Annotated in this window: 14 protein-coding genes; 6 read left to right on the forward strand and 8 right to left on the reverse strand. The window is 69.2% G+C overall.

Going from position 1 to position 21969, the window contains the following annotated elements; translation table 11 throughout:
• Positions 1 to 58 precede the first annotated feature (58 nt).
• The gene (locus O2L52_RS17515; RefSeq protein WP_270117083.1) at positions 59 to 2260 is read left to right on the forward strand and encodes an alpha-galactosidase; all 2202 of its coding nucleotides are present in this window, start codon (positions 59 to 61) and stop codon (positions 2258 to 2260) included.
• A 60-nt stretch (positions 2261 to 2320) separates the two neighbouring features.
• Here the strand turns inward: O2L52_RS17515 and O2L52_RS17520 are convergent, their stop codons facing one another.
• Entirely contained in the window at positions 2321 to 3688 is a 1368-nt protein-coding gene (locus tag O2L52_RS17520; RefSeq protein ID WP_270117084.1) for a cellulase family glycosylhydrolase, read from the reverse strand.
• A 392-nt stretch (positions 3689 to 4080) separates the two neighbouring features.
• On the opposite strand from O2L52_RS17520, the gene O2L52_RS17525 reads away from it, so the two are divergent.
• Complete coding sequence (locus tag O2L52_RS17525) at positions 4081 to 6120, forward strand: glycoside hydrolase family 30 protein (protein WP_270117085.1); 2040 nt, start codon at positions 4081 to 4083, stop codon at positions 6118 to 6120.
• Here the strand turns inward: O2L52_RS17525 and O2L52_RS17530 are convergent.
• The gene (locus O2L52_RS17530; RefSeq protein WP_270117087.1) at positions 6117 to 7319 is read right to left on the reverse strand and encodes an MFS transporter; all 1203 of its coding nucleotides are present in this window, start codon (positions 7317 to 7319) and stop codon (positions 6117 to 6119) included. The two genes, O2L52_RS17525 and O2L52_RS17530, sit on opposite strands and share 4 nt — an antisense overlap.
• Before the next feature lie 89 nt (positions 7320 to 7408).
• Here O2L52_RS17530 and O2L52_RS17535 point away from each other — a divergent pair, with 89 nt between their 5' ends.
• The 3 genes from O2L52_RS17535 to O2L52_RS17545 all read left to right on the forward strand — a co-directional run bounded on the left by O2L52_RS17535 (position 7409) and on the right by O2L52_RS17545 (position 11027).
• Complete coding sequence (locus tag O2L52_RS17535) at positions 7409 to 7918, forward strand: Lrp/AsnC family transcriptional regulator (protein WP_270117088.1); 510 nt, start codon at positions 7409 to 7411, stop codon at positions 7916 to 7918.
• Between the two features lie 158 nt (positions 7919 to 8076).
• A complete protein-coding gene (locus O2L52_RS17540; protein WP_270117089.1) occupies positions 8077 to 9636 on the forward strand; it encodes a pectate lyase family protein in 1560 nt (519 codons plus the stop codon).
• A 149-nt stretch (positions 9637 to 9785) separates the two neighbouring features.
• Positions 9786 to 11027 (forward strand): DUF2786 domain-containing protein, encoded by a 1242-nt coding sequence (locus O2L52_RS17545; RefSeq protein ID WP_270117090.1) that lies wholly within the window; start codon positions 9786 to 9788, stop codon positions 11025 to 11027.
• A gap of 63 nt (positions 11028 to 11090) precedes the next feature.
• Here the strand turns inward: O2L52_RS17545 and O2L52_RS17550 are convergent, their stop codons facing one another.
• The 5 genes from O2L52_RS17550 to O2L52_RS17570 form a co-directional block, all read right to left on the reverse strand.
• A complete protein-coding gene (locus tag O2L52_RS17550) occupies positions 11091 to 11465 on the reverse strand; it encodes an Rv3235 family protein (protein ID WP_270117092.1) in 375 nt (124 codons plus the stop codon).
• A gap of 292 nt (positions 11466 to 11757) precedes the next feature.
• The gene (locus O2L52_RS17555) at positions 11758 to 12636 is read right to left on the reverse strand and encodes a carbohydrate ABC transporter permease (RefSeq protein WP_270117094.1); all 879 of its coding nucleotides are present in this window, start codon (positions 12634 to 12636) and stop codon (positions 11758 to 11760) included.
• Positions 12637 to 12650: 14 nt separating this feature from the next.
• Positions 12651 to 13634 (reverse strand): ABC transporter permease, encoded by a 984-nt coding sequence (locus O2L52_RS17560; protein WP_270117095.1) that lies wholly within the window; start codon positions 13632 to 13634, stop codon positions 12651 to 12653.
• Positions 13631 to 15298 (reverse strand): extracellular solute-binding protein, encoded by a 1668-nt coding sequence (locus tag O2L52_RS17565; RefSeq protein WP_270117096.1) that lies wholly within the window; start codon positions 15296 to 15298, stop codon positions 13631 to 13633. Before O2L52_RS17565 ends, O2L52_RS17560 begins: the two co-directional genes overlap by 4 nt.
• A gap of 306 nt (positions 15299 to 15604) precedes the next feature.
• Positions 15605 to 16582, reverse strand: coding sequence for a hydroxyacid dehydrogenase (locus tag O2L52_RS17570; RefSeq protein ID WP_344473582.1), 978 nt, complete (start codon positions 16580 to 16582; stop codon positions 15605 to 15607).
• Between the two features lie 445 nt (positions 16583 to 17027).
• Here O2L52_RS17570 and O2L52_RS17575 point away from each other — a divergent pair, with 445 nt between their 5' ends.
• On the forward strand, positions 17028 to 21305 hold the full coding sequence (locus tag O2L52_RS17575; protein WP_270117099.1) for a putative Ig domain-containing protein: 4278 nt from the start codon (positions 17028 to 17030) through the stop codon (positions 21303 to 21305).
• 71 nt (positions 21306 to 21376) lie between these two features.
• Here O2L52_RS17575 and O2L52_RS17580 read toward each other — a convergent pair whose 3' ends face one another.
• Complete coding sequence (locus O2L52_RS17580) at positions 21377 to 21868, reverse strand: nucleotidyltransferase domain-containing protein (protein ID WP_344473585.1); 492 nt, start codon at positions 21866 to 21868, stop codon at positions 21377 to 21379.
• Between the last annotated feature and the right edge of the window lie 101 nt (positions 21869 to 21969).

Genomic DNA, 21969 nt, shown 5'->3' on the forward strand with positions numbered 1-21969 from the left:
AAGAAACTTCCCGTGCCCATACTTGGGCGTCCGCTGCAGTCGTCTCCGAGAGGCCCGCATGAACGAGCCCGTATCCGGCATCGCCACGCCGCAGTCCCGCCCCGTGCCGGTCCGGTCCTCGCCCAGTACCGGCGCGCCCGAGACCGGCGAGCCGATCCTGGTCCTGCGCGGCGGCGGCGTCGCGGTCGTCGTGCACCTCCCTGACGACGGCCTCCCCGAAGTCCTCCACTGGGGCCGGGACCTGGGCGAACTCACCGGCGCCGACCTCGCCGGGCTGCGGTCGGCCCGTGCCCGGCCGGTCTCGCCGAGCGCGCTGGACGACCCCTGGCCGCTCACGCTGCTGCCCGGCGAGCACGACGGCTGGGAAGGCCGCCCCGGCTTCGCGGCCCACCGCGCCGGCCGCATCGAGCACCCCCGGTGGACGGTCGCCGAAGCCGCCGCGAAGCCCGAGAGCCTCCAGGTGCGCGCGGTGGCCGAGGGCCTCGCGCTCGACATCGAACTCGTCCTCGACGACGCCGGCGTCCTGCGCCTGCACCATGAACTCCAGAACACCGCTGCCGGACCGCTCGCGCTCACCGGCCTGGAAACCGTGCTCCCCGTAGGCGACCGCGCCGGTGAGGTCCTCGACTTCACCGGCCGCTGGACCCGCGAACGCGCCCCGCAGCGGCGCCCGCTCGCGCAGGGCAGCCACGTGCGCGAGACGCGCCGCGGCCGCACGGGCCACGACGCCCCGTTCGTGCTCGCCCTCGGCACCCCCGGATTCTCAACGTCCACTGGGGAGGTCTGGGCGGTGCACCTCGCGTGGAGCGGCGACGCCGTCTACCGGCACGACGCGCTCCCGGAGGCCAAGCCGCTCATCGGGGCCGGGCCGCTCCTGCGCGCCGGTGAGATCGAGCTCGCGCCCGGGGAGTCGTTCCGCACGCCGGCAGGGGTGTTCGTCTGGAGCGACACCGGCACGGACGGCCTCGGCGCCCGCCTCCACCGCTCGCTGCGGTCCCGTGCGGCGCACCCGCGCACGCCGCGTCCGGTCGTGCTGAACACCTGGGAGGCGGTCTACTTCCAGCACGACCTCGGCCGGCTCGCGTCGCTCGCCGACACGGCCGCGTCCATCGGCGTCGAGCGGTTCGTGCTCGACGACGGCTGGTTCAAGGGCCGCCGCGACGACTCCGCGGGCCTGGGCGACTGGACCGTCGACACCGGGGTCTGGCCCGAAGGGCTGCACCCGATCGCAGACAAGGTCCGCTCCCTCGGCATGCAGTTCGGGCTGTGGTTCGAGCCCGAGATGGTCAACCCCGACTCCGACCTCGCCCGCGCCCATCCCGAATGGCTGCTGCAGCCGCTGGACGCGGGCATCCGGACCTGGCGCGGCCAGTACGTGCTCAACGTGGCCCACCCGGACGCGTTCGACTACCTCCTGGACGCGATCGGCGCGCTCGTCGCCGAATACCGACTCGACTACATCAAGTGGGACCAGAACCGGGACCTGATCGAGGCCGTGCACGACGGCCGGGCGAACGTCCACCGCCACACCGAGGCCGTGTACCGCCTGCTCGACCGCCTGAGGGCCGATCACCCCGGGCTCGAGATCGAGTCCTGCGCTTCGGGCGGCGCCCGCATCGACCTGGGCGTGCTCGAACGCACCGACCGGGTGTGGGCCTCGGACACGAACGACCCGATCGAGCGCCTCGCGATCCAGCGCTGGACCGAGCTGCTCCTCCCGCTCGAGCTCATCGGCTCCCACATCGGACCGCCGGTCGCCCACACCACCCACCGCGCCGCGAGCCTGGACTTCCGGATCGCGACCGCGCTCTTCGGGCACGCCGGCATCGAATGGGACATCACCTCCTGCACCCCAAGCGAACTTGAACAACTGCGAGCAGGCATCAACGCCTACCGCCGCCTCCGGGGCCTGCTGCACACCGGGACGCTCACCCACTCCGAGACGGGCGACGACGGCGCGACCGCGACCGCGGTGACCAATGAGGACCGGAGCTGTGCGGTCGTCAGGCTCGCCCGGCACGCCACCGCGAGCCGCGCGCTCGCACCGATGCTCCGCGTCCCCGGACTCGACCCAAACGGACGCTATCGCGTTGCGCCCGTTGAGGAACTGACCGTCCCGCGCGGTCTGGACGACTCGCCGCCGCCGTGGCTCGCGACGGGGCTGGTCCTGCCCGGCTCGGTGCTCGCCGAGGTCGGCGTCCAGCCGCCGCTGCTCGCGCCAGGTGAAGCGCTCGTCCTCGAACTCACCCGCGACGCCTGAACACGGGAAGAGGCCCTGCCGGGACCGACCCGGCAGGGCCTCTTGCCTTGTGCGCCTAGGTCAGGCGGCGGCGCAGGTCACCTGCGCCGCATTGCTCGGGCCGGTGCCGATGAACCCGAAGACGCCGCGGGTCTGTCCCGCCGAGACCGTGGCGTTCCAGCCGACGTCGGAGGCCGTCACGGTCTTCCCCGCCTGGGCGAGGTCGGCGTTCCAGTGCGACGAGACCGTCTGGGAGCCGGGCCAGGTCCAGGTGAGCGTCCAGCCGTCGACCGCGCCGCTGTCGGCGGTGATGCTGACGTTGCCCTGCCAGCCCGAACCCCAGTCGCTCACGACCTCGATCTTCGCGGTGCAGTCGCCTCCGGCCGGAGTGCTCGGGTCCTCGGAGGTCGGCTCCTGCGACGTGGTCGGCTCGGTGCCGCCGTCGAAGACGGTGGCCCGCTCGGAGGTGGCCCCGATGCCGTTGACGCCGTGGAAGACCCGCTCGCCCCACGGGCGCATCTGGGTCGGGTCGAAGCCGATCACCTGGTCGTGGTCGATGGCGCTGTTGCCGCTCCAGGACCACGCGATCCAGCCGATGCCGCGCTCCTGCGCCTCCTCCTCGATCGTCACCGGGGTGTCCGCGCCGAATTCGCCGACGATCAGCGGCAGGTTCTTCTCCTCGAACGCGTCGAAGTAGTCGATGACGGTCTGGCCTGCGGCGTACACGCTGTACATGTGGACCGAGAAGACGGTGTTGCTGAGGACGTCAGCGTCGAAGATGCGCTGGGCGGCATCGCCGTCGCGCATGGTGTTGGTCCAGTCCTGGCCCCAGTTCGGGGCGTCGACCACGAGGGTGTGCTCGAAGCCGATCTGGCGCATGCGCTGCACGGCGGCGGTGGTGGCCGGCTCCCAGCCGGCGACGTTGTCGTTGCCCCAGGCCTCGTTGCCGATGTTGATGAGGATGTACTCCTCCTCGCCGACGAGGACGTCCTTGATGGACTCCCAGTAGTCGACGGCCTGGTCGAGCGTGGCGGCGTTGGGGGCGTACTGGTCGCCGTAGCCGGTGGTGTCGTGGACTTCGAGGACGCAGACGACCTTGTTGGCCTTGCACTCCTCGATGAGGTCCGCGACGGCGGCGGCGGGGCTGGGGCCCCACTGCTGGCCGGAGCCGAGCACGACGCGGACCGTGTTGGCGCCGAGTGCGCTCATGTCCGAGATCGCCTCGGTCTCGCCCTGGTACCACTCGTGGGGGTGGGTGGAGCCGCGCATGACGAAGACGTTCCCGTTGGCGTCCACCAGGTCGTTGCCGACGACGTGGAAACCGGAGGTCTGGGCCTGGGCGGCGGGGAGGAAGAACGCGGCGGCGGCTGCCGTGGCCGCGGCGGTGAGCACCGTGAGGAGCACTCGGCGAAGCGAACGCCGCCTGCCGGGCGCGGGTGTCGCTGACATGGTGGAACCTCTCTGCAGTCGATCGCCGTCGGAGGTCGGGCGTGCCGGGGCGATCGCGATTGATCACTGACCCGACCTCGGGATAGCTAAACATAAATGCCTCGATGAGTCAATCATCTATGTTCAAGTCAGAAACAAAACGAATGCGGCTGTCGCGGCCGTGTTTGGAACTAACCTGGCCTAATGCGCGAGTGCCTGCAGGCCGGTTTGTTCCATCCCAAGGACGGACGCGACACGAGTCATCGGAAATAGGACGAGTTGCTCGCCACTGGAAACCAAGGCGACCATATGTTGGTTTCATCCATTGACAAAGCGGAGCATCGTTCGTATCGTTCTTCGCGGCGGGTGCCGGCGTGCCGTTCCCGCAGTGCAGTACGAATTGAGGAGCAGCGATGAGCAGTGAAGCCGAGCCCCGAGTGATCGAGCTGCGATCCGGGCCGCGCGACCGGCGGTTCGACGGCATCGGGGCGGTGAACGGCGGCGGGGCGACCTCGGCGCTGTTCAAGGACTACCCGGAGCCGCAACGCAGCCAGATCCTGGACCTGGTGTTCGCGCCACGGTTCGGGGCGTCGGTGAGCGCGATGCTGGTCGAGGTCCCCGGCGACGGCAACTCGACCCAGGGCTCGATGCCCAGCCACATGCACACCCCGGACGACCTCGGCACGCACCGCGGCTACACGTGGTGGGTCATGCGGGAGGCCAAGCGGCGCAACCCGGACCTGAGCCTCGACGCCGTCGCGTGGAGCGCGCCGGGCTGGGTCGGAGACGGCGAGTACTGGTCGCAGGACATGGCCGACTACTACGTCTCCTGGGTGCAGATCCTGCGCGAGGTGCACGGCCTCGAGCTCGACGCCATCGGGTGCCGCAACGAGAAGGGCGTGAGCATCCCGTTCGCCAAGCAGCTCAAGGCCTCCCTCGAGAAGGCCGGGTTCGGGTCGATCGCCTTGCACGCCTTCGACAACTGGACGCCCGACAAGTTCGACTTCATCGAGGACCTGAAGCGGGACCCCGAAGCGGCCCAGGCCATCGACGTCCTCGGCGGCCACGTGATGTACGGCGGCGAGGGCTCCGGCTCCAGCCCGGAGGTGCGCGCGTGGGCCGAGGAGACCGGCAAGCCGATCTGGAACACCGAGGACCACGTCTACCGCCCCGGTTTCGACTGCCTCATCGGCATCGTCGAGTGCTTCAACGAGAACTACCTGCTCCACGGGGCCACGAAGGTGGTGCTCTGGTACGACATCGCCGGAGTCTACCCGGTCGAGCCGTACCCCGAGGAGCCGGCGATGGTCGTCGCCCGCGAGCCCTGGAGCGGCCACTACGCCGTGCGCGAGGCGCTCTGGGGTTACGCCCACTATGGACAGTTCACGGAGCTCGGCTGGACCTACCTGCACGACGCCTCCACGGTCCTGGAGGGCGGCGGCACGGTCGTCGCCCTCCGCTCCGAGACGGGGGACTTCAGCCTCATCGCCGAGACCAAGGACGCCACCGGTCCCCAGCGCCTGCGGTTGCGCATCGGCGACGGCCTCGCCAATACGCCGATCACGGTGTGGCGCAGCACCGCCGAGGAGCAGTTCGTCCACATCGGCGTCATTGCGCCCGTCGACGGCGAGTTCGAGGTCGAGTTCGCTCCCGACGCCGTGTACTCGCTGTCCACGACCACCGGGCAGCGGAAGGGCGGCTTCGACGACGTGCCCGAGAGCCGGCCGTTCCCCTTCCCGTACCGCGACACCTTCGACGGCTACGGGGACGCGGCCGCCCGCGGGTTCCTGCCGCGCTACACCGCCGACATCGCCGGCGCCTTCGAACTGGCGCCCGACCCCGACGGCCAGGGCACCCTCCTGCGCCAGGCCGTGCCGCAGGCGCCGCACTCCTGGTCGCCGGACTGGCTGCCGTACACCGTGATCGGCGACGAGGCCTGGGACGACTACGAGGTCGGCGTGCGGGTGCGGCTCGAAGCGGGCGAGACCGCGGCCGTCATGGGCCGCGTCAACCACGTCGGCACCGGGTACGGGTTCGTCCCCAAGTGCTACCTGTTCGAGCTGAACGCTGACGGCACCTTCCGGCTCCTCAGCGTCAACGGCAAGGAGGACAAGGCCGAGCTCGTGGGCGACGCCGAGCAGCAGGCCATCATCGCCGCCGCGAACGATCGCGACCCCGGCGGCACCCGCGTGCTCGCCGCCGCCTCGATCACCGCACCGGCCGGGCAATGGCGCCACTTGACGCTGCGCTTCGAAGGCGGCCGCATCACCGGCCTCGTGGACGGCGAACCCGTCCTGACCGCCGACGACGCCACCCACGCGCGCGGCATGGCGGGCCTGCTCGCGGGCGCCGACAACGCCTACAGCACCGCGAGTTTCGCGGACCTGGTCGTCAAGGCCACCGGGACCGCCGATCCCGAGCCGTTCACCGATGCGGCGGCGCCCCTGTACTAGGGCTTCGGCCCCGCCACGGCGAGGGCCGGGATGAGTGCGGCCGCGACCGCGCCCGCCATCGCGAGCGCGACGTAGCCGCCGTGCGCGACGAGCGGTCCGCACGCGAGGCCGCCGATCGCCGCGGCCACGCCCATCCCGACCTCGCCGAGGCCTTCGCGGGCGGCGCGCACCTCACGGGGCACCGCGGCGGTCAGCATCGCGCTGCCCGAGACCAGGCCGAGGTTCCATCCGATCCCCAAGGCCGCCATGGCGATGCCGAGCATCCAGTGCGAGGCGGTGGCCGCGGCGAACGCGCACGCCGCGGCCATCACGCATCCGGCGAGGACTGCGGTGCCGGTCGCACCGATGCGCTGCACGAGCCCGGCGCTCAGCGCCGAGGGCGCGAACATGCCGATGATGTGCACGCTGATGACGAGGCCGATGAGTCCGAGTCCGCGCTCGCCGTGGTGGCTCATCTGCACCGGCGCCATGGTCATCACCGCCACCATGACCAGATTGGACAGTGCGAGGACGGCCAGTCCCGGCCGCGCCGAAGGCAGCCGTCCCGGCCGGACCGCCGGTGCCTCGGCCTCCGGCGTCGGGGCGTCGCGCAGCCCCAGGTGCAGCATCGCCATGGTGATCGCGAAGGCCAACGCGCCGAACAGGAACGGCCCGGTGAGGCCGGGCAGCCCGAAGCGCTCGGCCATGATGCTCGTGGGCGCGAGGAGGTTCGGTCCGGCGACCGCGCCGACCGTGGTCGCGGTCAACACTGACGCCATCGCCTTGGGTCTCGATGCCTCCGATACCTGTTCGGCTGCGGCGTACCGGATGAGCATGACCACCGCGGTGCCCGCGCCCAGGAGTGCGCAGCCGCCGAGGACGAGCGCGAGCGAGGCGAGCAGTGCTCCGGCGACGACGACGATCGCGCCCGCGGTCGCGGCGGCGGCACCTGCGGCGAGGGTGCGGCGGCGTCCGAGCGGGACCGCCAGGCGGGACGCGATCGCCGCCGCCGCAGCGGATCCGGCCACGAGCACGGTCTGCGGCAGGCCCGCCGCCGACGCCGAGTCGGTCATCTCGTAGGCGAGCAGCGAGCCGGCCGCGCCCGTCAGCGCCTGCGCGAAGCCGCCCAGGACGCAGGCCGCCTGCAGCACCCGCATCGCAGGCCGCGAGCTCGCGCGCGCGGGTTCGCCAAGGGCCGCGGCAGTACCGTGAATCTCCATGCGCCGAGGTTAGAAGCTCGCGGGGCCGATTTGAATGGCCGACGAAACGGTCTGCGGCCCTTCGGGTTAGCGAACGAAAGGCAGATTCGATGCACACCTCTCGATCATCGGAGCCCGATGACGTGGACTGGAAGATCCTCGCGGAACTGCAGGCGGACGCCCGCTTGTCGTTCAACGAGCTGAGCCGCCGCGTGCACCTCTCGGCCCCGGCCGTGGCCGAGCGGGTGCGCCGGCTCGAGGAGTCCGGCGTCATCGCCGGGTACGCGGCGCGGGTGGCGCCCGCGAAGGCCGGGCAGCCGATGCTGGCGTTCATCCAGTTGCGCTGCAAGCTCCACCGCTGCCTGCTCAAGACCACCAGCGCCGAGGACTTCCCGGAGATCACCGAGATCCACAAGCTCAGCGGCGAGCACTGCACGATGCTCAAGGTCCGCGCCGCGTCCCTGGCCCACCTGGAAGGGCTCATCGAGCAGCTCGGGGAGCTCGGCGAGATGCGCACGCACATCGTGCTCTCGACCCAGTACGAGGACCGGCCGGTCGGGCCGGTGGCCCCGGACCGGGACGTCAGCGATTCGGACGGCTGGTCGCGCACCGGCCGGTGACGCCGGCCGCGCCCGTGCCCGGGGGGTCACGGACGCGGTCTGGCCTTGGAAAAAAGTTTCTGCAATCGGTTGCACGGTAGGCCTTGACCCCGGGAAAGGGCTTTCCCTACACTCATTGACATATATCGATCTATCTTCGACGAAGGAGAACCCCCCTGATGAGAAGAACCGTCACCCGCCGAATCGCCGCGGTGATCGCCACCGCTGCCGTGGTCGCAGCAGGCGTCGCCCTGTCGATCACCAACGCCTCCGCGGCAACCGGCGGCGTAACCGGCTACGCCACCCAGAACGGCGGCACCACCGGTGGCGCCGGCGGCGCCGTCGTCAGAGCCACCACCGGCACCCAGATCAACCAGGCCCTGTGCAACCGGGCCAGCTCCAGCACCCCGATCACCATCCAGGTCGAGGGCACCATCAACCACGGCAACACCGCGGACGTCTCCGGCAGCAGCTGCGACGTCGGCGCCACCCTCATCGACCTCAAAGAGGTCAGCAACGTCACCATCGTCGGCGTCGGCTCCGGGGCCGTGTTCGACCAGATCGGCATCCACATCCGGTCCTCCAGCAACATCATCCTGCAGAACCTGACGATCAAGAACGTCAAGAAGTCCGGCTCGCCCACCTCCAACGGCGGCGACGCCATCGGCATGGAATCCGGCGTGCGCAACGTCTGGGCCGACCACCTCACCCTCGAAGCCTCAGGCGGCGAAGCCGAAGGCTACGACGGCCTCTTCGACATGAAGGCCGACACCAAGTACGTCACGCTCTCCTACAGCATCCTGCGCAACTCCGAGCGCGGCGGCCTGGTGGGCTCCAGCGAGACCGACACGTCGAACAGCTTCATCTCCTACCACCACAACCTGTACCAGAACCTCAACTCGCGCGTGCCCCTCCTGCGCGGCGGCACCGCCCACGTCTACAACAACCACTACGTGGGCATCGTCGAGTCCGGCATCAACTCCCGCGCCGGCGGCAAGGCCAAAGTGGACAACAACTACTTCGAAGACTCGAAGGACGTCCTCGGCACGTTCTACACGAACGAGCGCGGCACCTGGCAGACCAGCGGCAACATCCTCGACAACGTGACCTGGTCCAGCCAGGCCAGCGAGAACTACCCCGCCGGGCCCAGCATGCCCTCCACCACCACGATCAGCGTCCCCTACAGCTACACGCTGGACAACGCCTCCTGCGTCCCGCGGATCGTGGCCGCCACGGCCGGCGCCAACAAGGGCAACCAGGTCTCCGACGGCAGCTGCAACGCGCAGACCCCCTCGACGAACCCGACCGACCCGACGACCGGCCCCACCGACCCCACCACAGGGCCGACCGACCCCGGCACCACCAACCCGCCCGGCGGCACCAACCTCGCCATCGGCGCCGGCGCCGACGGCTCCAGCAAGGCCAGCGGCACCAGCTTCGGCAACGTCATCGACGGCTCCATGAGCACGTACTGGTCGCCCTCCGGCACCACCGGCCGCGTCTCCGTCAAATGGGGCACCGCGCAGACGATCGACACGATCAACATCCGCGAAGCCGCGGGCACCGAAGGCAACATCGACAACTGGCAGGTCGTGAACAACGCGACCGGCGCCGTCCTCGCCTCCGGCACCGGAGCAGGGGTGATCACCTTCACCGCCGTCTCCACGACCAAGCTCAACTTCGTCATCACGAGCGCGAGCGGCACGCCCCGCATCGCCGAATTCGAGGCCTACGCCTGATCCCGGCACCCCCGCGCGGCCCTGGGCCGCGCGGGGTGTCTTCCCCGTCACGCCCGACCCGAACGCCAGCGCTGGCCCCGTGACCTGCGACTTTGATAGAGTCGCTGGAGTGATCGCGGGGCCTCCGCGTTCGCGGGATCGGGGGAACGGTGCAACAGGACGAGCTCGACGGGCTGCCGCTCGAAGGACGCGCCCGCTACGCGGTGCTCGACGTCCTCCAGCGGGCCCGGAGTCTGCGCCTCGACTGGGTGGACGCCGCCTCCGACCTCGAGGGCGGCTCGGGCGACCCGGGCTGGCCGGGCGCGCTCGCCGGCGTCTTCGACGAGCTGGGCGCCGATGCGGCGCTCCGCGCGTGGGAGTGGGGCTGGATGCCGCGGGAGGCCTTGAGCGCCTTGCGGAAGTCCTTGAGCCCCGAGGCGGTGCGGGCCGGCGCGGTGATGATGCGCGGCCAGCTCGCGCGGTACCGGGACATGCAGTTGAGCGACCGCTGGAACGTGCAGCGCGAGGAGCTCGCCGCGATCGCCCCGTTCGCGGGCGTCGCGAAGGCGAGCGCGGGCTTGGGCCGCTGGGACCGGATCGTCCTGTGGGGCGCGGTCCTCGAGGCCCTCGACTTCCTCAGTGGACTTCCGAAGATCCCGAAGGTCGAACCGCTGCCGGGGGACCTGCTCATCACGCACGGCCTCGGTGTCGCCGAGTCCTCCCGCGTCTACGAGAAGATCCGGGCGCTCCTGGCGAAGGCCGAGTCGACCGACTCCGATGCGGAGGCCGAGGCGTTCACGGCCAAGGCGCAGCAGCTCATCGCCCGCCACAGCATCAATGAGGCGCTTCTTTCCGAAGCGGGGCAGGGCAAGCGCGACCCTGAGGCGCTGCGCGTCATCATCGAGCGGCCCTACGAGCAGCCCAAGTCCGAGCTCTTGGCCCAGATCGCCGACGCGAACCACTGCCGCTCGGTGTACTGGCCCGACGGCGGCTTCACCACCCTCATCGGCGACCGCGCGGACCTCCGCTCGGTGGAGCTGCTCTTCAACTCCCTTCTGGTGCAGGCGACTGCGGCGATGACCCGTGTCGGCTCTGTCTCGGCCAAGCGCGGGAAGTCGCAGACGCGCTCGTTCCGCCAGTCGTTCCTGGCGTCCTTCGCCATGCGCATCGGCGAACGCCTCCGCGAATCCGCCGAGGACACGGCCCGCGAGTACACCGAGGAGACCGGCACCGACCTCGTTCCCGTGATGCGCCAACGCGACCAGCGGGTGGACTCCCGCACGGAGGAGCTCTTCCCCCGCCTCAAGTTCGGCCGCGGCACCCGCATCACCAACTACGAGGGCCACATCGCCGGCCTCGCCGCCGCCGACGCCGCCCGCCTCACGGCCCCGGAACCCATCACCCGCCGCTGATCCCGGCGTCCTGACCACACGGCAAAGCCCCCGGCGCCGCGCGCCGGGGGCTTCGCCGACGGTTCAGAGACGGTGCATGGGGCGGGGGCGGCGGTTGGCGTGGATGAGGTCGCAGTGGTCGAGGCGCCAGCCGTGCTGCGTCGCACGGAAGGTGAGGGTCATGGCCTGGTGGGCGGCGCCGTTCTCGACCATGGCGACGATCTCGGCGGACTCCTTGGTGGGGAACTCGGCGCGCACGACTCGCACCTGCCGGAATCTGGTGGGCACGCGCCTGCGGACCCTGGTGAAGGCCCGCCAGCCGGCATCGGTGGCGAACAGGCGGGCCTCGGCGGCGGATTTGCGGCCGGTGAGCACGTTCAGGAAGAAGGTCGAGTACGAGACGGCCTGGCGGGGCGGGAAGCGGTTGGGCATGTCGCTGAAATCGTTGCGGCAGTGCATGGTTCCTCCATAGAGATCGATCGGTGGGGACCGGTCGAAGGAGAATCTATTCATCACTTTGGGTGAAGTCAAGCACACCAACGGTGAAGGAGCTGCGGTTGCGGTGCGGAAATTGTGGGATCCGCACGAGGGCGGTTCGCCACGGCCGCTTCGTAAGCGACAGGAGCGCGACGTAACAGCGGTACACCTGCGGAACCCTACAAAAACCAGTCGTTTGCCCGTGGCGTGTCGCGGGCCGGTCGCCGCGATGCGGTGACCGGCCCGTCGTATTCAGTTGTCTTGACCCTCGGATTCAGCCTTTGATGGCGCCGGTGAGGACGCCGGAGGTGAAGAAGCGCTGGAGGAACGGGTAGACCACGAGGATGGGGATGGTCGCGAGGACGATGACCGCCATCTGGAGGGTGACGCCGGGCGGCGGGGGCTGGTCGGGTGAGACGACGGCCCCGGGGATCGCGACGCCGGCGAGGACGTACTGCTGGAGGACGACCTGGATGGGCCACTTCTCGCTGTCGTTGATGTAGAGCAGCGCGTTGAAGTAGGTGTTCCAGTAGGCCACGGCGTAGAACAGGCCCATCACGGCGAGCACTGGTTTCGACAGGGGCAGCACGATCTGGAGGAAGATCCGCCATTCGCCCGCGCCGTCGATGCGCGCCGCTTCGATGAGTTCCTCGGGGAGGCCTTGGAAGAAGTTCCGGATCACGATCATGTTGAAGGCCGAGATGAGGCCCGGGATGATCAGGGACCAGGTGGAGTCGAGGAGGCCGAGGTACTTGATGAGCATGAAGTTGGGGATGATGCCGGCGCTGAAGAACATCGTGGCCAGGATGCCGACGAGCACGATCTTGGCGCCGGGGACCTGGCGGGTGCGCACCAGGCCCCAGGCGAGCATCGAGGTCGCGGCGAGGGAGAGCAGGGTGCCGACGACGGTGATGAACAGCGAGTTGCGCAGGCCGGTGACGACGGTGCCGCCGTTGAAGATCGCGCGGTAGGCGTCGAGCGAGAACTCGGTGGGGAAGACGACGCCCGCGCGGGCCTGTGCGGGCGAGGCGAAGCTCATCGCGATGACGTAGACGAGCGGGTAGAGCATGGTGATGACGATGCAGGCGATGACGATCGCTTTGACGCCACTGATCCACGCCGGGGGCGGGTTCATCCATGGTGGACGGCTCACGGTTGCGGTACTCACTAGAAGATCCCCTCTCCGCCCATCTTCTTGGCGAGCTTGTTGGCCGACAGGACAAGGATGGTGCCGATGATGCCCTTGAGCAGGCCTGCGGCGGTGGCGATGCCCCATTGGCCGCCGAGGACGCCGCGGAAGTAGACGAACGTGTCGAGCACTTGGGCGGCGTCGGCGCCGACCATCGGCTGCTGGAGCAGGAGCTGCTCGAAGCCGACGGTGAGGATGGAGCCGATGTTCAGGATGAGCAGGAGGGTCGCGACGGGGACGAGCGCGGGGAGCGTGATGTGCCAGGTGCGCTGCCAGCCGGACGCGCCGTCGATCGCCGCCGCTTCGTAACGCTCGGAGGGGATCCCGGCGATGGCGGCGAAGAAGATGATGGTGCCCCAGCCGGCGTCCTTCCAGATGTTCTGGGCGACGACGAGGAATTTGAAGTTCTCGGCGTCGGTCATGAGGTCGAAACCGGTGACGCCGACGTTGTCGAGGAGGCCCGCGACGAGTCCGCCGCCGCCGACGACCTGCTGCCACACCGAGATGACGATGACCCAGGAGAGGAAGTTCGGCAGGTAGACGATGGTCTGGACGATCCGCTTCACCTTGTCCGACAGCAGCGAGTGCAGCAGGAGGGCGAGGGCGATCGGCGCCGGGAACGCGAACGCCAGCTGGAGGAGCGCGATGACGAGCGTGTTCCGCAGGGCGGTGAGGATCTCGGGGTCGGTCCAGATCGCGTTGAAGTTCGCGAGGCCGACCCAGGGGGAGCCCTCGATGCCGCGGAACGGCGAGTACTCCTGGAACGCGACCACGTTGCCGGCCATGGGCACGTACATGAAGACCAGGAAGAACGCGGCACCGGGGATGATGAAGGTGTAGGACCACCGTTCACGCCAGATCCGTTGGCGCAGCGTGAGCTTGCGGCGTTTCGGGGGCGCGGACGGCCCCGGGGCCCGCTCAGGGCGGGTCCCGGGGCCGGCGTCCGTGGTGCTCACGCTCACTTGCCCGCGTCCTTGAGCGCCTGGGTGTACTCGTCGCGGACCTGGGTGCCTCCCTGCGACATGTAGTTGTCCGCAAAGGACTGGAGGTCGTCGATGCTCTCGCGGCCGGTGATGACGCCGGTCTCGAAGTCCGTCCACAACTGCTTGAGCTGCGCGCCCTTCGTGACGAACGTCTGCGAGGCGGCCTCGAGCCCTTCGAGGTCGCGCGCGATCGAGTTCTGGGCCATGGACTCCATGACCGCGACGAACGAGTCGGCCCACGGGGCCGCGTTCGGGTGGAAGCGGTAGGAGTTGTCGCCGGAGGTGACGCCGACGTACTGGACGGCCAGGTCGATCATGTTGTCGGGGTTCACGATCGGGATGCCGTGCGCGTCGACCGTGTGGTGGACGCCCTCGGTGCCGTTCATGATGAAGTACTGCTCCTCAGAGCCGAACGGCGCCGAGAGGTAGTCGAGGACGTTCAGGATCTCGGTGAGGCGGTCCTCGTCCTCGGCCGCGGCCGCCGAGACGCAGGTCGACCGGCCGTAGGGCACGTTGCGGACGACGAGCTGGCCGGAGCCGTCGAAGCCGGGCATGTCGAAGAAGTCGTACTTCGCGCCGGGCAGGTCGGCCTCCCACTGGGAGAGGCCCGTGGCGCCGATGGACCCGCCGACCGAGTCGTAGCGCAGGGCCGCGCCGGAGACGATGTCGGTGGCCGTGGGGGACATGGCGACCGGGTCGAAGATCCCCTCGGCCCAGGCGCGGGCGAGCCATTCGAGCATCGCCCGGTAGTTCTCAGTCTGGGTGATGTGGACGAGGTCGCCGTCGCCGTTGCGCTGCCATTCGGGACCGGTCTTGAACAGGCGCTGGAACATCGACGCGGTTCCGGGGTGGGCGTCGTACTTGTTGAGCCCGTAGACCTTCTGGCCGCCGGGGCCCGTGCCGAGCGCGGAGACCTCCTTGAGCATGGTGAACAGCTCGTCGGCGTCCTTGGGGGCGCGGCCGACCGAGGTCTGGTCGACCAGGTCGGTGCGCATCGTCGGCAGGTTGGTGAGGGCCCAGACGGTCGAGGGGACCTGGTAGATGCGGCCGTCCTTGAGACTGGCCTGCCAGATCTCCTCCTTGCGCGCGGCCAGGTTGGGCCACTTGAGGATGTTGTCGCCCGAGAGGGTCTCGGAGAGGTCGGCGAACGCGCCGTCCCGGATGCCCTGGAGGTTCCCCGCGGACTGGTCGTTGACGAAGACCAGGTCGGGGACGTCGCCGGAGGCGAGCATGGTCGCGAACTTCTGGTCGAACACCGGCTGCGGCACGAACTGCGGCTCGAAGCTGACCCCGAGGCGCTCGTTGAGCTCCTGCCAGTACGTGTTCTCTTCGAGCGGGGTCGCGGGGTCGCCCCAGGTGAGCTGGAAGCTGGTGACCTTGCCGCCGGAGCCCGGCCCGCGCTCGACCGACTTGAAGTAGCTGTTCGGGTACTCGGTGTAGACGCTCTCCATGCCCGGCGTCTCGGACGCGTAGTGCGGCTGGACGTCCAGCTCCGGAGCGGGCTGGAACGTCGGCATGTCGTAGGCGCCGCCCGCGGCGCCGCCTCCGGCGGTGCCCGAGCAGGCTGCGGTCGAGCCGAGCGCGGTGGCTGCGGCGGCGGCGCCGGCCACGCCGAGGAGCTTGCGGCGAGAGAGTTCGGCCATGAGGGGCCTCCTTAGATCAACGTTGATACAGGGGTGAGGGATGAGGCTGCTGTGAAGGTTATTGCGGCGGTCGGTGCGGTGGTCCTGCCGGGTGCCGCACCAGGTCGCCGGGGAGATAACGCTATCATCAGACATGGAAACCAGTCAATGACTCGTGTCGCGGAATCTCGGTTCTCGGCGGATTGTGTTCGATTGCAGCGCAACGTATTCGCAGCTTGATGCGAATTTGCCGTCCGCTTCGTGCGCAGTTCCGGCCCTGCAGTTCGACCGGAAAACGATTAGATATCGGTTTCTATCTTCGTCGCATCACGCCTGCCTCCAGAGCGTCTCGGGATCCACACGGTGCAGCAGCGGCTCGCCCGCCGCGTACCGCTCGGCGTCCTCGACCATGAACAGCCCCATCCGGGACAGCTCATTGCCGTGCGAACCCGCCACATGCGGCGTCAGGAACACGTTCGGCAGGTCGTACAGCGGCGAATGCGCCGGCAGCGGCTCCGGCTCGGTCACGTCGATGACCGCCGAAAGCCGCCCGTTCAGCAGCTCCACCGTGAGCGCCTCGGTGTCGACCAAACGCCCGCGGGCCGTATTGACCACCACCGTGCCCTCCCGCATGAGCGCCAACCGCTCCGCGTTGATGAGATGCGCGGTCTCCGGCAGATCGGGGGCGTGGACACTCACCACGTCCGCCCGCGCCACCAGCTCGTCGAGCCCGACCGACTCCGCACCCAGCTCCGCCGCCTCCGCCGCGTCCACGAACGGGTCGTACAGCAGCACCTTGAAATCGAACGGCCGCAGCAGCTCCAGCACCCGCCGCCCGATCTTCGAGGCGCTCACGACACCGATCGTGCGACCGAAATTGCCGACCTGCGGGTGGATGTAGCCCAGCGTGAAACTCCGCTCCTTGCGGAAGTCCTCACGGAGCTGGAAGATCCCCTTGCCCGCCATCAGGATCGACGCCAGCGTGTACTCCGCGACCGGAAGCGCGTTCGCCCCCGACGCACTGGAGACGACCACGCCCCGCTCCCAACCGGACTCGCCGAGGAGCCACTTCACCGTCCCCGCCGCGTGCAGCACCGCCTTCAAATGCGGCGCCCCGGCCAGCACCTCGTCGTTCAGTCGCGGCACGCCCCAACTGGAGACGACGACCTCCGCCTCCGCCAGTGCCGCCTTCGCGGCGGGCTCCGAGAAGTCCTGGACGACGAAACCGGGGTCGAAGTCGAGCACCGCGGCGAGACGCCGCATGAGCGGCTCGGGGAAGAGCTGGGCGAGGAACTCGGGGCTCATGGCCAAGAGCGCTCGGGGTCGGTCTGCCACTCGGGGTCCTTCAGGGTCGCCGGATAGATATCGGTTTCTAAGTTAGATCTGAAACCGCGACTTGTCGAGACCCTTCGATCCATCAAAACCCGCGAACCGGCGCCCAGTCGCCCGAAGTGTTCACCGATCATCCAGCTAGACAACGCAATCCATCCAAGATAACGATTCAATAACCAGCATCATCACCAGTGAACTACCTCGCCAACGAGCAGAGAACGTTATCTGCCTGAGCCTTGATTCTCACCGACCCAGCCGCTATCGTCCGCATAGACGCATTCCGATATCCAGCTGCCCAAGCACCCGAACCGGGCCCCGCCGCCACCCGCCGCCCACACCCGCAGACCCGCAGCACCACGCCTCGACAAGCCTTGAAAGGCCCCGCCTCGAAAGGCCCTCTCCCTTGAAAGGACGTGCAATGACGCAAGTCGACCGACGAAAGCGGCCCCGCCTCATCGCGCTGGCCGCCGCCCTCGCCGCGGGCATCGCGGTGGTCGCCGCCCCGCCCCCCGCGCAAGCGCAGACGCCGGAGGACCTGCCCTACGCAGGCCTCCTCACCGACCACGTAGTCGAGATCAACGAAACCGTGAGCGACGCGGGGTTCGTCCACCCCGGCGTCGGCCTCTCCGCCGACGACCTGCGCAACGCCCAGGAAATGGTCCGCACCGGCCAGGAGCCCTGGGCCTCCTACTTCGACGCGATGACCAAGACCGGCGCCACCTCCACCACCTACCGCGCCTCCAACTCCAAATCCGCCGCCCAACCGGACGTCGCGCTCGACCCGAACTTCAACCACGGGGGCCTGCGCGGCCGCGAGACCAACGACTCCTTCGGCGCGCTCAGCCAGTCGCTCATGTGGGTCATGACCGGCAACGAGGCCTACCGCAAAAACGCCATCCAGGCCCTGCGCACCTGGGCGAGCATGAACCCCGACGGGTTCAAGTACTTCCCGGACGCGCACATCCACACCGGCAAACCGCTCTCGCAGTTCCTCATGGCCGCCGAGATCATCCGCGCCACCGAACCGGTCGCCGACGACACCCCCGGCACACACGACGGCTACAGCGTCGAATGGACCGCCGACGACGACGCGAGACTGCTCGGCAACTTCGCCCAGCCGCTCGTCGACACGTTCCTCTACTCGCCCGAGAAGTGGATGAACCAGCACAACTTCGGGCTCTACGGCCGCATCGCGACCGCGATCTACGCCGACGACACCGAGGGCTACGCCAAAGGCGTCGAGTGGTTCACCGTGAACTCCGAGTTCGTGAACTACACCAGCGGCGGGCTCGCCCAGCAGATCCCGCTCATCGAGGCCGACGACCCCGCCAACCCGTACGGCGAGGACTTCGTGCAACTCCGCGAGATGGGCCGCGACCAGGCCCACGCCGAGTGCAACATCGACAACTTCGCCGCGCTGGCCCGCTTCCTCCACGTCCAGGGCACCAAAGTGGACCCCGAGGACGGCACGGTCTCGACCGCCGACGACGCCGTCACCGCCTACGGCTTCCTCGGCAACCGGCTCCTCGCCGGCGCGGACGCGTTCGACGGGTACATGATGGGCCTGCCCACGAAGTACATCGACGACCGCGGTACCGGCGGGTCCGTCTCGCCAGCCTACCGCGGCCGGATGTTCAACGCGCTCAACGAGTTGTACTACCAGTACAAGTACGTCGAAGGCGTGGACGTCGAGGCCGAGGCCCCGAACGTCGCCCTGCTCAACGAGCGCATGGACGGCCCCCTCTACAACTACGGGACCGGCGTCAACAACTTCTGGGGCGCCGGCGACAAGAGCATCGAGTACTGGGTGGCGTTCCCGCCCGAGATCGCCGGCACCGAGCCGAGGCCGGTCGAGGACACCGCCCTCACCTTCGGCAACTACGGCATCCCGCTTGATGACGGCACCGAGACCATCACCGAAGACGACCGCACCTTCGCCCGCGCGACCGCTGACGCGGACGGCACCGTCAGCGTCGTCAGCCGCGTGATGTACCCCGGCAACAGCAAGATCGGCGTACTCGTGCGCACCGACGGCGCCGCCGTCCTGGAAGTGCTCGACAAGGAGGAGCGCGACCCCCGCAACGGGGCCGAGCCCGAACCGGGCGTCCTGGCGCGGATCGAACTGCCTGACACGCAAGGGGAATGGCGATACATCACCTACCCCGCGGTCGGACTCAACACCCAGTACTACCGGATCACCGGCGACGGCACCACAGTGGACATGGATTCGCTGCTGCTCGACGCCCAGAAGCAGCTGACCCCGCCCGCGTTCGAGCAGGCCCGCGGCAAGTACCACCTGTGGCCCGACGCGACCTCGACGTTCGAGCTCGGCGCGCACGACACCGGCAGCGCCCCCGCCTACACCGCCTCCGGCCTGCCCGAAGGCGCCGAACTCGACGCCGCGACCGGCACCCTCACGTGGAAGCCGACCTCCCACGACCGCGGCGTCCACAAGGTCCAGATCATCGCCGACGACGGCGACGTCGTCTCCGCGCGGACCTTCGAACTCGCCGTCGCGAAGAACCGGCCCAAGATGATCGACGCCGCCGTCGCCGACGGCACCGAGGAAGGGGCGGTCTACACGACGGCCTCCGACGAGCCGTACCAGGCCGCGCTCGCCGCGGCGAAGGACGCGGCCGAGAACGGCACCGACGAGGAGTTCCGCACCGCGTTCCAAGCCCTGCTCGACGCCATCGAGGCGCTCGAACTGCTCAACCCGCGGCTGGCGGACGGATCGTTCGACTACCGCAACGCGGTCACGCCCACCAACATGACCGCGGACCAGGCTCGCGCGCTCGCCGACGGCGGCAGCCACAGCCACTTCGGTGACCTGCGCGTCGGGTTCGTCACGCTCGACTACGGCACCCGGTACCGCGTCTCGGTCGAGGAGTTCGGCCTGCAGGCCCGCTTCTCGTTCCCGATGCGCTCGCAGGGCACCAATGTGTACGGTTCGAACGACGGCATCACCTGGGACCTCCTTTCCGAGCGGCCCACGGGCGACACCAACGAGATGGAGACCATCCCCGTCGTCGCGGAGCACCGCGGCAAGGAGTACCGCTACCTGAAGCTCCAGATCGACGATCCGGCCCCGCCGATCGACCCGGCGTACCCGGGCATCTGGTCAATCGCCGAGTTCCACGTCTTCGGCGACCGCTCAGAGGTTCTGGGCGACATCACCGACGTGTCGGTGGCTTCCCCGGGCGCCGAGGCGGGCAGGGTGATCACCGGCGACGAGATCAACGTGACCTTCACGAGCGCGAAGCCGATCAGTGACGCCTCGGTCCGCATCGGTGGCCAGACGCTCACCGCCGCCAGCGAGGACTCCCTTTCCTGGACGGCCACCGGCACCCTCGGCGAACTCACCGGCGGCGGCCGTCTCGACCTGGTCATCGATCACACCACAGAGGATGATGCAGCGGCGGCGACGATTCACGGCGCGACCGACGGCACCGCCCTGTACGGCTCGGACGAAAGCAACCTCATCGACCTCGCCGACGCGACGGTGATCAAGGTGGACGGCACGGCCGACGAGTCGAAGGCTCCCCACGCCGCGAACATGCTCGACGGCAAACCCGCGACGTTCAGCGACGTGCCCGCCGTCGGCGGCGAGGTCTACCTCATCTGGGACTTCGGCGCCGGCACCCAGGTCAGCGTCGACCGCTTCGACTACCTTGCACGCCAAGACAACGAGGGCGTGCGCCGCATGGACGGCCAGGTGCTCCAGGGCTCGAACGACCTCACCACCTGGACCACCATCGGCGACGCGTCGTACAAGTCGCTCACGTGGCAGAACCTCCCGTCGAAGGACGAGGAGGGCTACCGCTACCTGCGGGTCGCGAACAACGCGCCGATCTACATCGCGGAGCTCCGGCTCTTCGGCTCGCCCGTGTACGACATCGACCCGCTCCTCGAGCGCGCCGACGCCGTGGACCTCACCCAGTACACCCGGGGCTCGCAGCTCCTCTTCCCGCGCGAAGTCGCCGCGGTCCGAGAAGCCCTCACCGAGCCCGACGCCGACGAGCAGGCACTCGCGCAGCGCCTGGTCAACGCCTGGGACCTCCTGGACCCGGCGGCACCCGAGGCGCCCGCCGCCTTCGACCAGTCCTGGGTCGCGGCCAGCACCGCGACAGGCGACGGCGCCACGAGCGCGGCCGCCAACGGCTGGCGCATGTTCGACGGGAACACCGGCACCTACACGGACACGACCACGAAGTCCTGCACCAACACCGTGCTCCCCGCCGACGGCACCGGATACACCGTCGTGGGGGTGAAGTACTTCCCGCGGGACAGCGCCTACCAGCGGGCGACCGGCATCGAGATCCAAGGCTCCAACGACGGCGGCGCCACCTGGACCAAGTTCGCGAGCACGGGAACCCCGGTCCGCGGCTGGAACACGGTCGACCTGGCCGAGCCCGTCCACTACGGGGCCCTGCGCCTCAGCGGCGGCAACGGCTACTGCAACGTCGCCGAAGTCCAGTTCATCGTCGAAGTCATCGACAAGTCCGGCCTCGCCGTCCACCTCGACGACGCCGCCGCACTCACCCAAGCCGACTGGACCGCCGAATCCTGGACGGCCCTGGTCGCCGCCCGCGACGCGGCCACCACGGTCAACGCTGACAAGGGCGCCATCCAAGAGGAGGTGGACACCGCCACCGACGCCCTCGCCACGGCAATCGACGGCCTCGTAAAGGCATAACACCGCCAAACACCAAGGGCCCCGGGCGCGAAAGCGCCCGGGGCCCTTGCCCGTTCGATCAGATTGCCGCGCTAAAAATGGGTGGCGATCCCGAACGCCTCCCGCAGGCGCGCCATGTCATGGAGGTCCCGGTCCGCCGGCTCATAGCCCTGATGGAAATGCACCTGCTGCTCAGCCGAAAGGCAAGGCACCGCAACCCCGTCGATGCCGCCCTTGACAAACGCCGAAGCCGGGTAGAGGAACGGCTTCCCGGGTTCGAGTGAGGCCTGCTCGGCCGACCTGTCCGCGGCGAACACCAGCGGGTGCAGATCGATCTCCCGGCCGTCCGGGTGCGCCATCACGAACCGCACCGGCCGCCAGTCCACGGTCTCGGCGAACCCAAGCCCCGCGAGCAGTGCCACCAGCCGGGTCTCCTCGCCGGCCACGTGCATCAGGTCGAGGTCCCGGTGCGGGCGCGTCTGGCGCCCCAGCAGCGCGTCGATCCCCCAACCGCCGCCGACCCAGACCGACAACCCGGCCTGCTCGATCTCGCCGAATATCTCGACGACCTGTTCCGACTCCATCATCGACCCGATCGTAGCCGCGGTTCCCGGCGAGCCGTACAAACCAGGCTGCCGTGGTTACGATCAGCCGATGAGCGTGTTGAGTGTGCGGGCGGGCGGGC

It is taken from the genome of Glycomyces algeriensis (assembly GCF_027622855.1).
GTDB lineage: Bacteria > Actinomycetota > Actinomycetes > Mycobacteriales > Micromonosporaceae > Glycomyces > Glycomyces algeriensis.

Bases quoted from the DNA above. Each gene is read 5' to 3' on its own strand.
- O2L52_RS17570 (WP_344473582.1), bottom strand. From the start codon at position 16,582: ATGAGCCCCGAGTTCCTCGCCCAGCTCTTCCCCGAGCCGCTCATGCGG.
- O2L52_RS17520 (WP_270117084.1), bottom strand. From the start codon at position 3,688: ATGTCAGCGACACCCGCGCCCGGCAGGCGGCGTTCGCTTCGCCGAGTG.
- O2L52_RS17550 (WP_270117092.1), bottom strand. From the start codon at position 11,465: ATGCACTGCCGCAACGATTTCAGCGACATGCCCAACCGCTTCCCGCCC.
- O2L52_RS17580 (WP_344473585.1), bottom strand. From the start codon at position 21,868: ATGGAGTCGGAACAGGTCGTCGAGATATTCGGCGAGATCGAGCAGGCC.
- O2L52_RS17565 (WP_270117096.1), bottom strand. From the start codon at position 15,298: ATGGCCGAACTCTCTCGCCGCAAGCTCCTCGGCGTGGCCGGCGCCGCC.
- O2L52_RS17525 (WP_270117085.1), top strand. From the start codon at position 4,081: ATGAGCAGTGAAGCCGAGCCCCGAGTGATCGAGCTGCGATCCGGGCCG.
- O2L52_RS17530 (WP_270117087.1), bottom strand. From the start codon at position 7,319: ATGGAGATTCACGGTACTGCCGCGGCCCTTGGCGAACCCGCGCGCGCG.
- O2L52_RS17535 (WP_270117088.1), top strand. From the start codon at position 7,409: ATGCACACCTCTCGATCATCGGAGCCCGATGACGTGGACTGGAAGATC.
- O2L52_RS17575 (WP_270117099.1), top strand. From the start codon at position 17,028: ATGACGCAAGTCGACCGACGAAAGCGGCCCCGCCTCATCGCGCTGGCC.
- O2L52_RS17540 (WP_270117089.1), top strand. From the start codon at position 8,077: ATGAGAAGAACCGTCACCCGCCGAATCGCCGCGGTGATCGCCACCGCT.
- O2L52_RS17515 (WP_270117083.1), top strand. From the start codon at position 59: ATGAACGAGCCCGTATCCGGCATCGCCACGCCGCAGTCCCGCCCCGTG.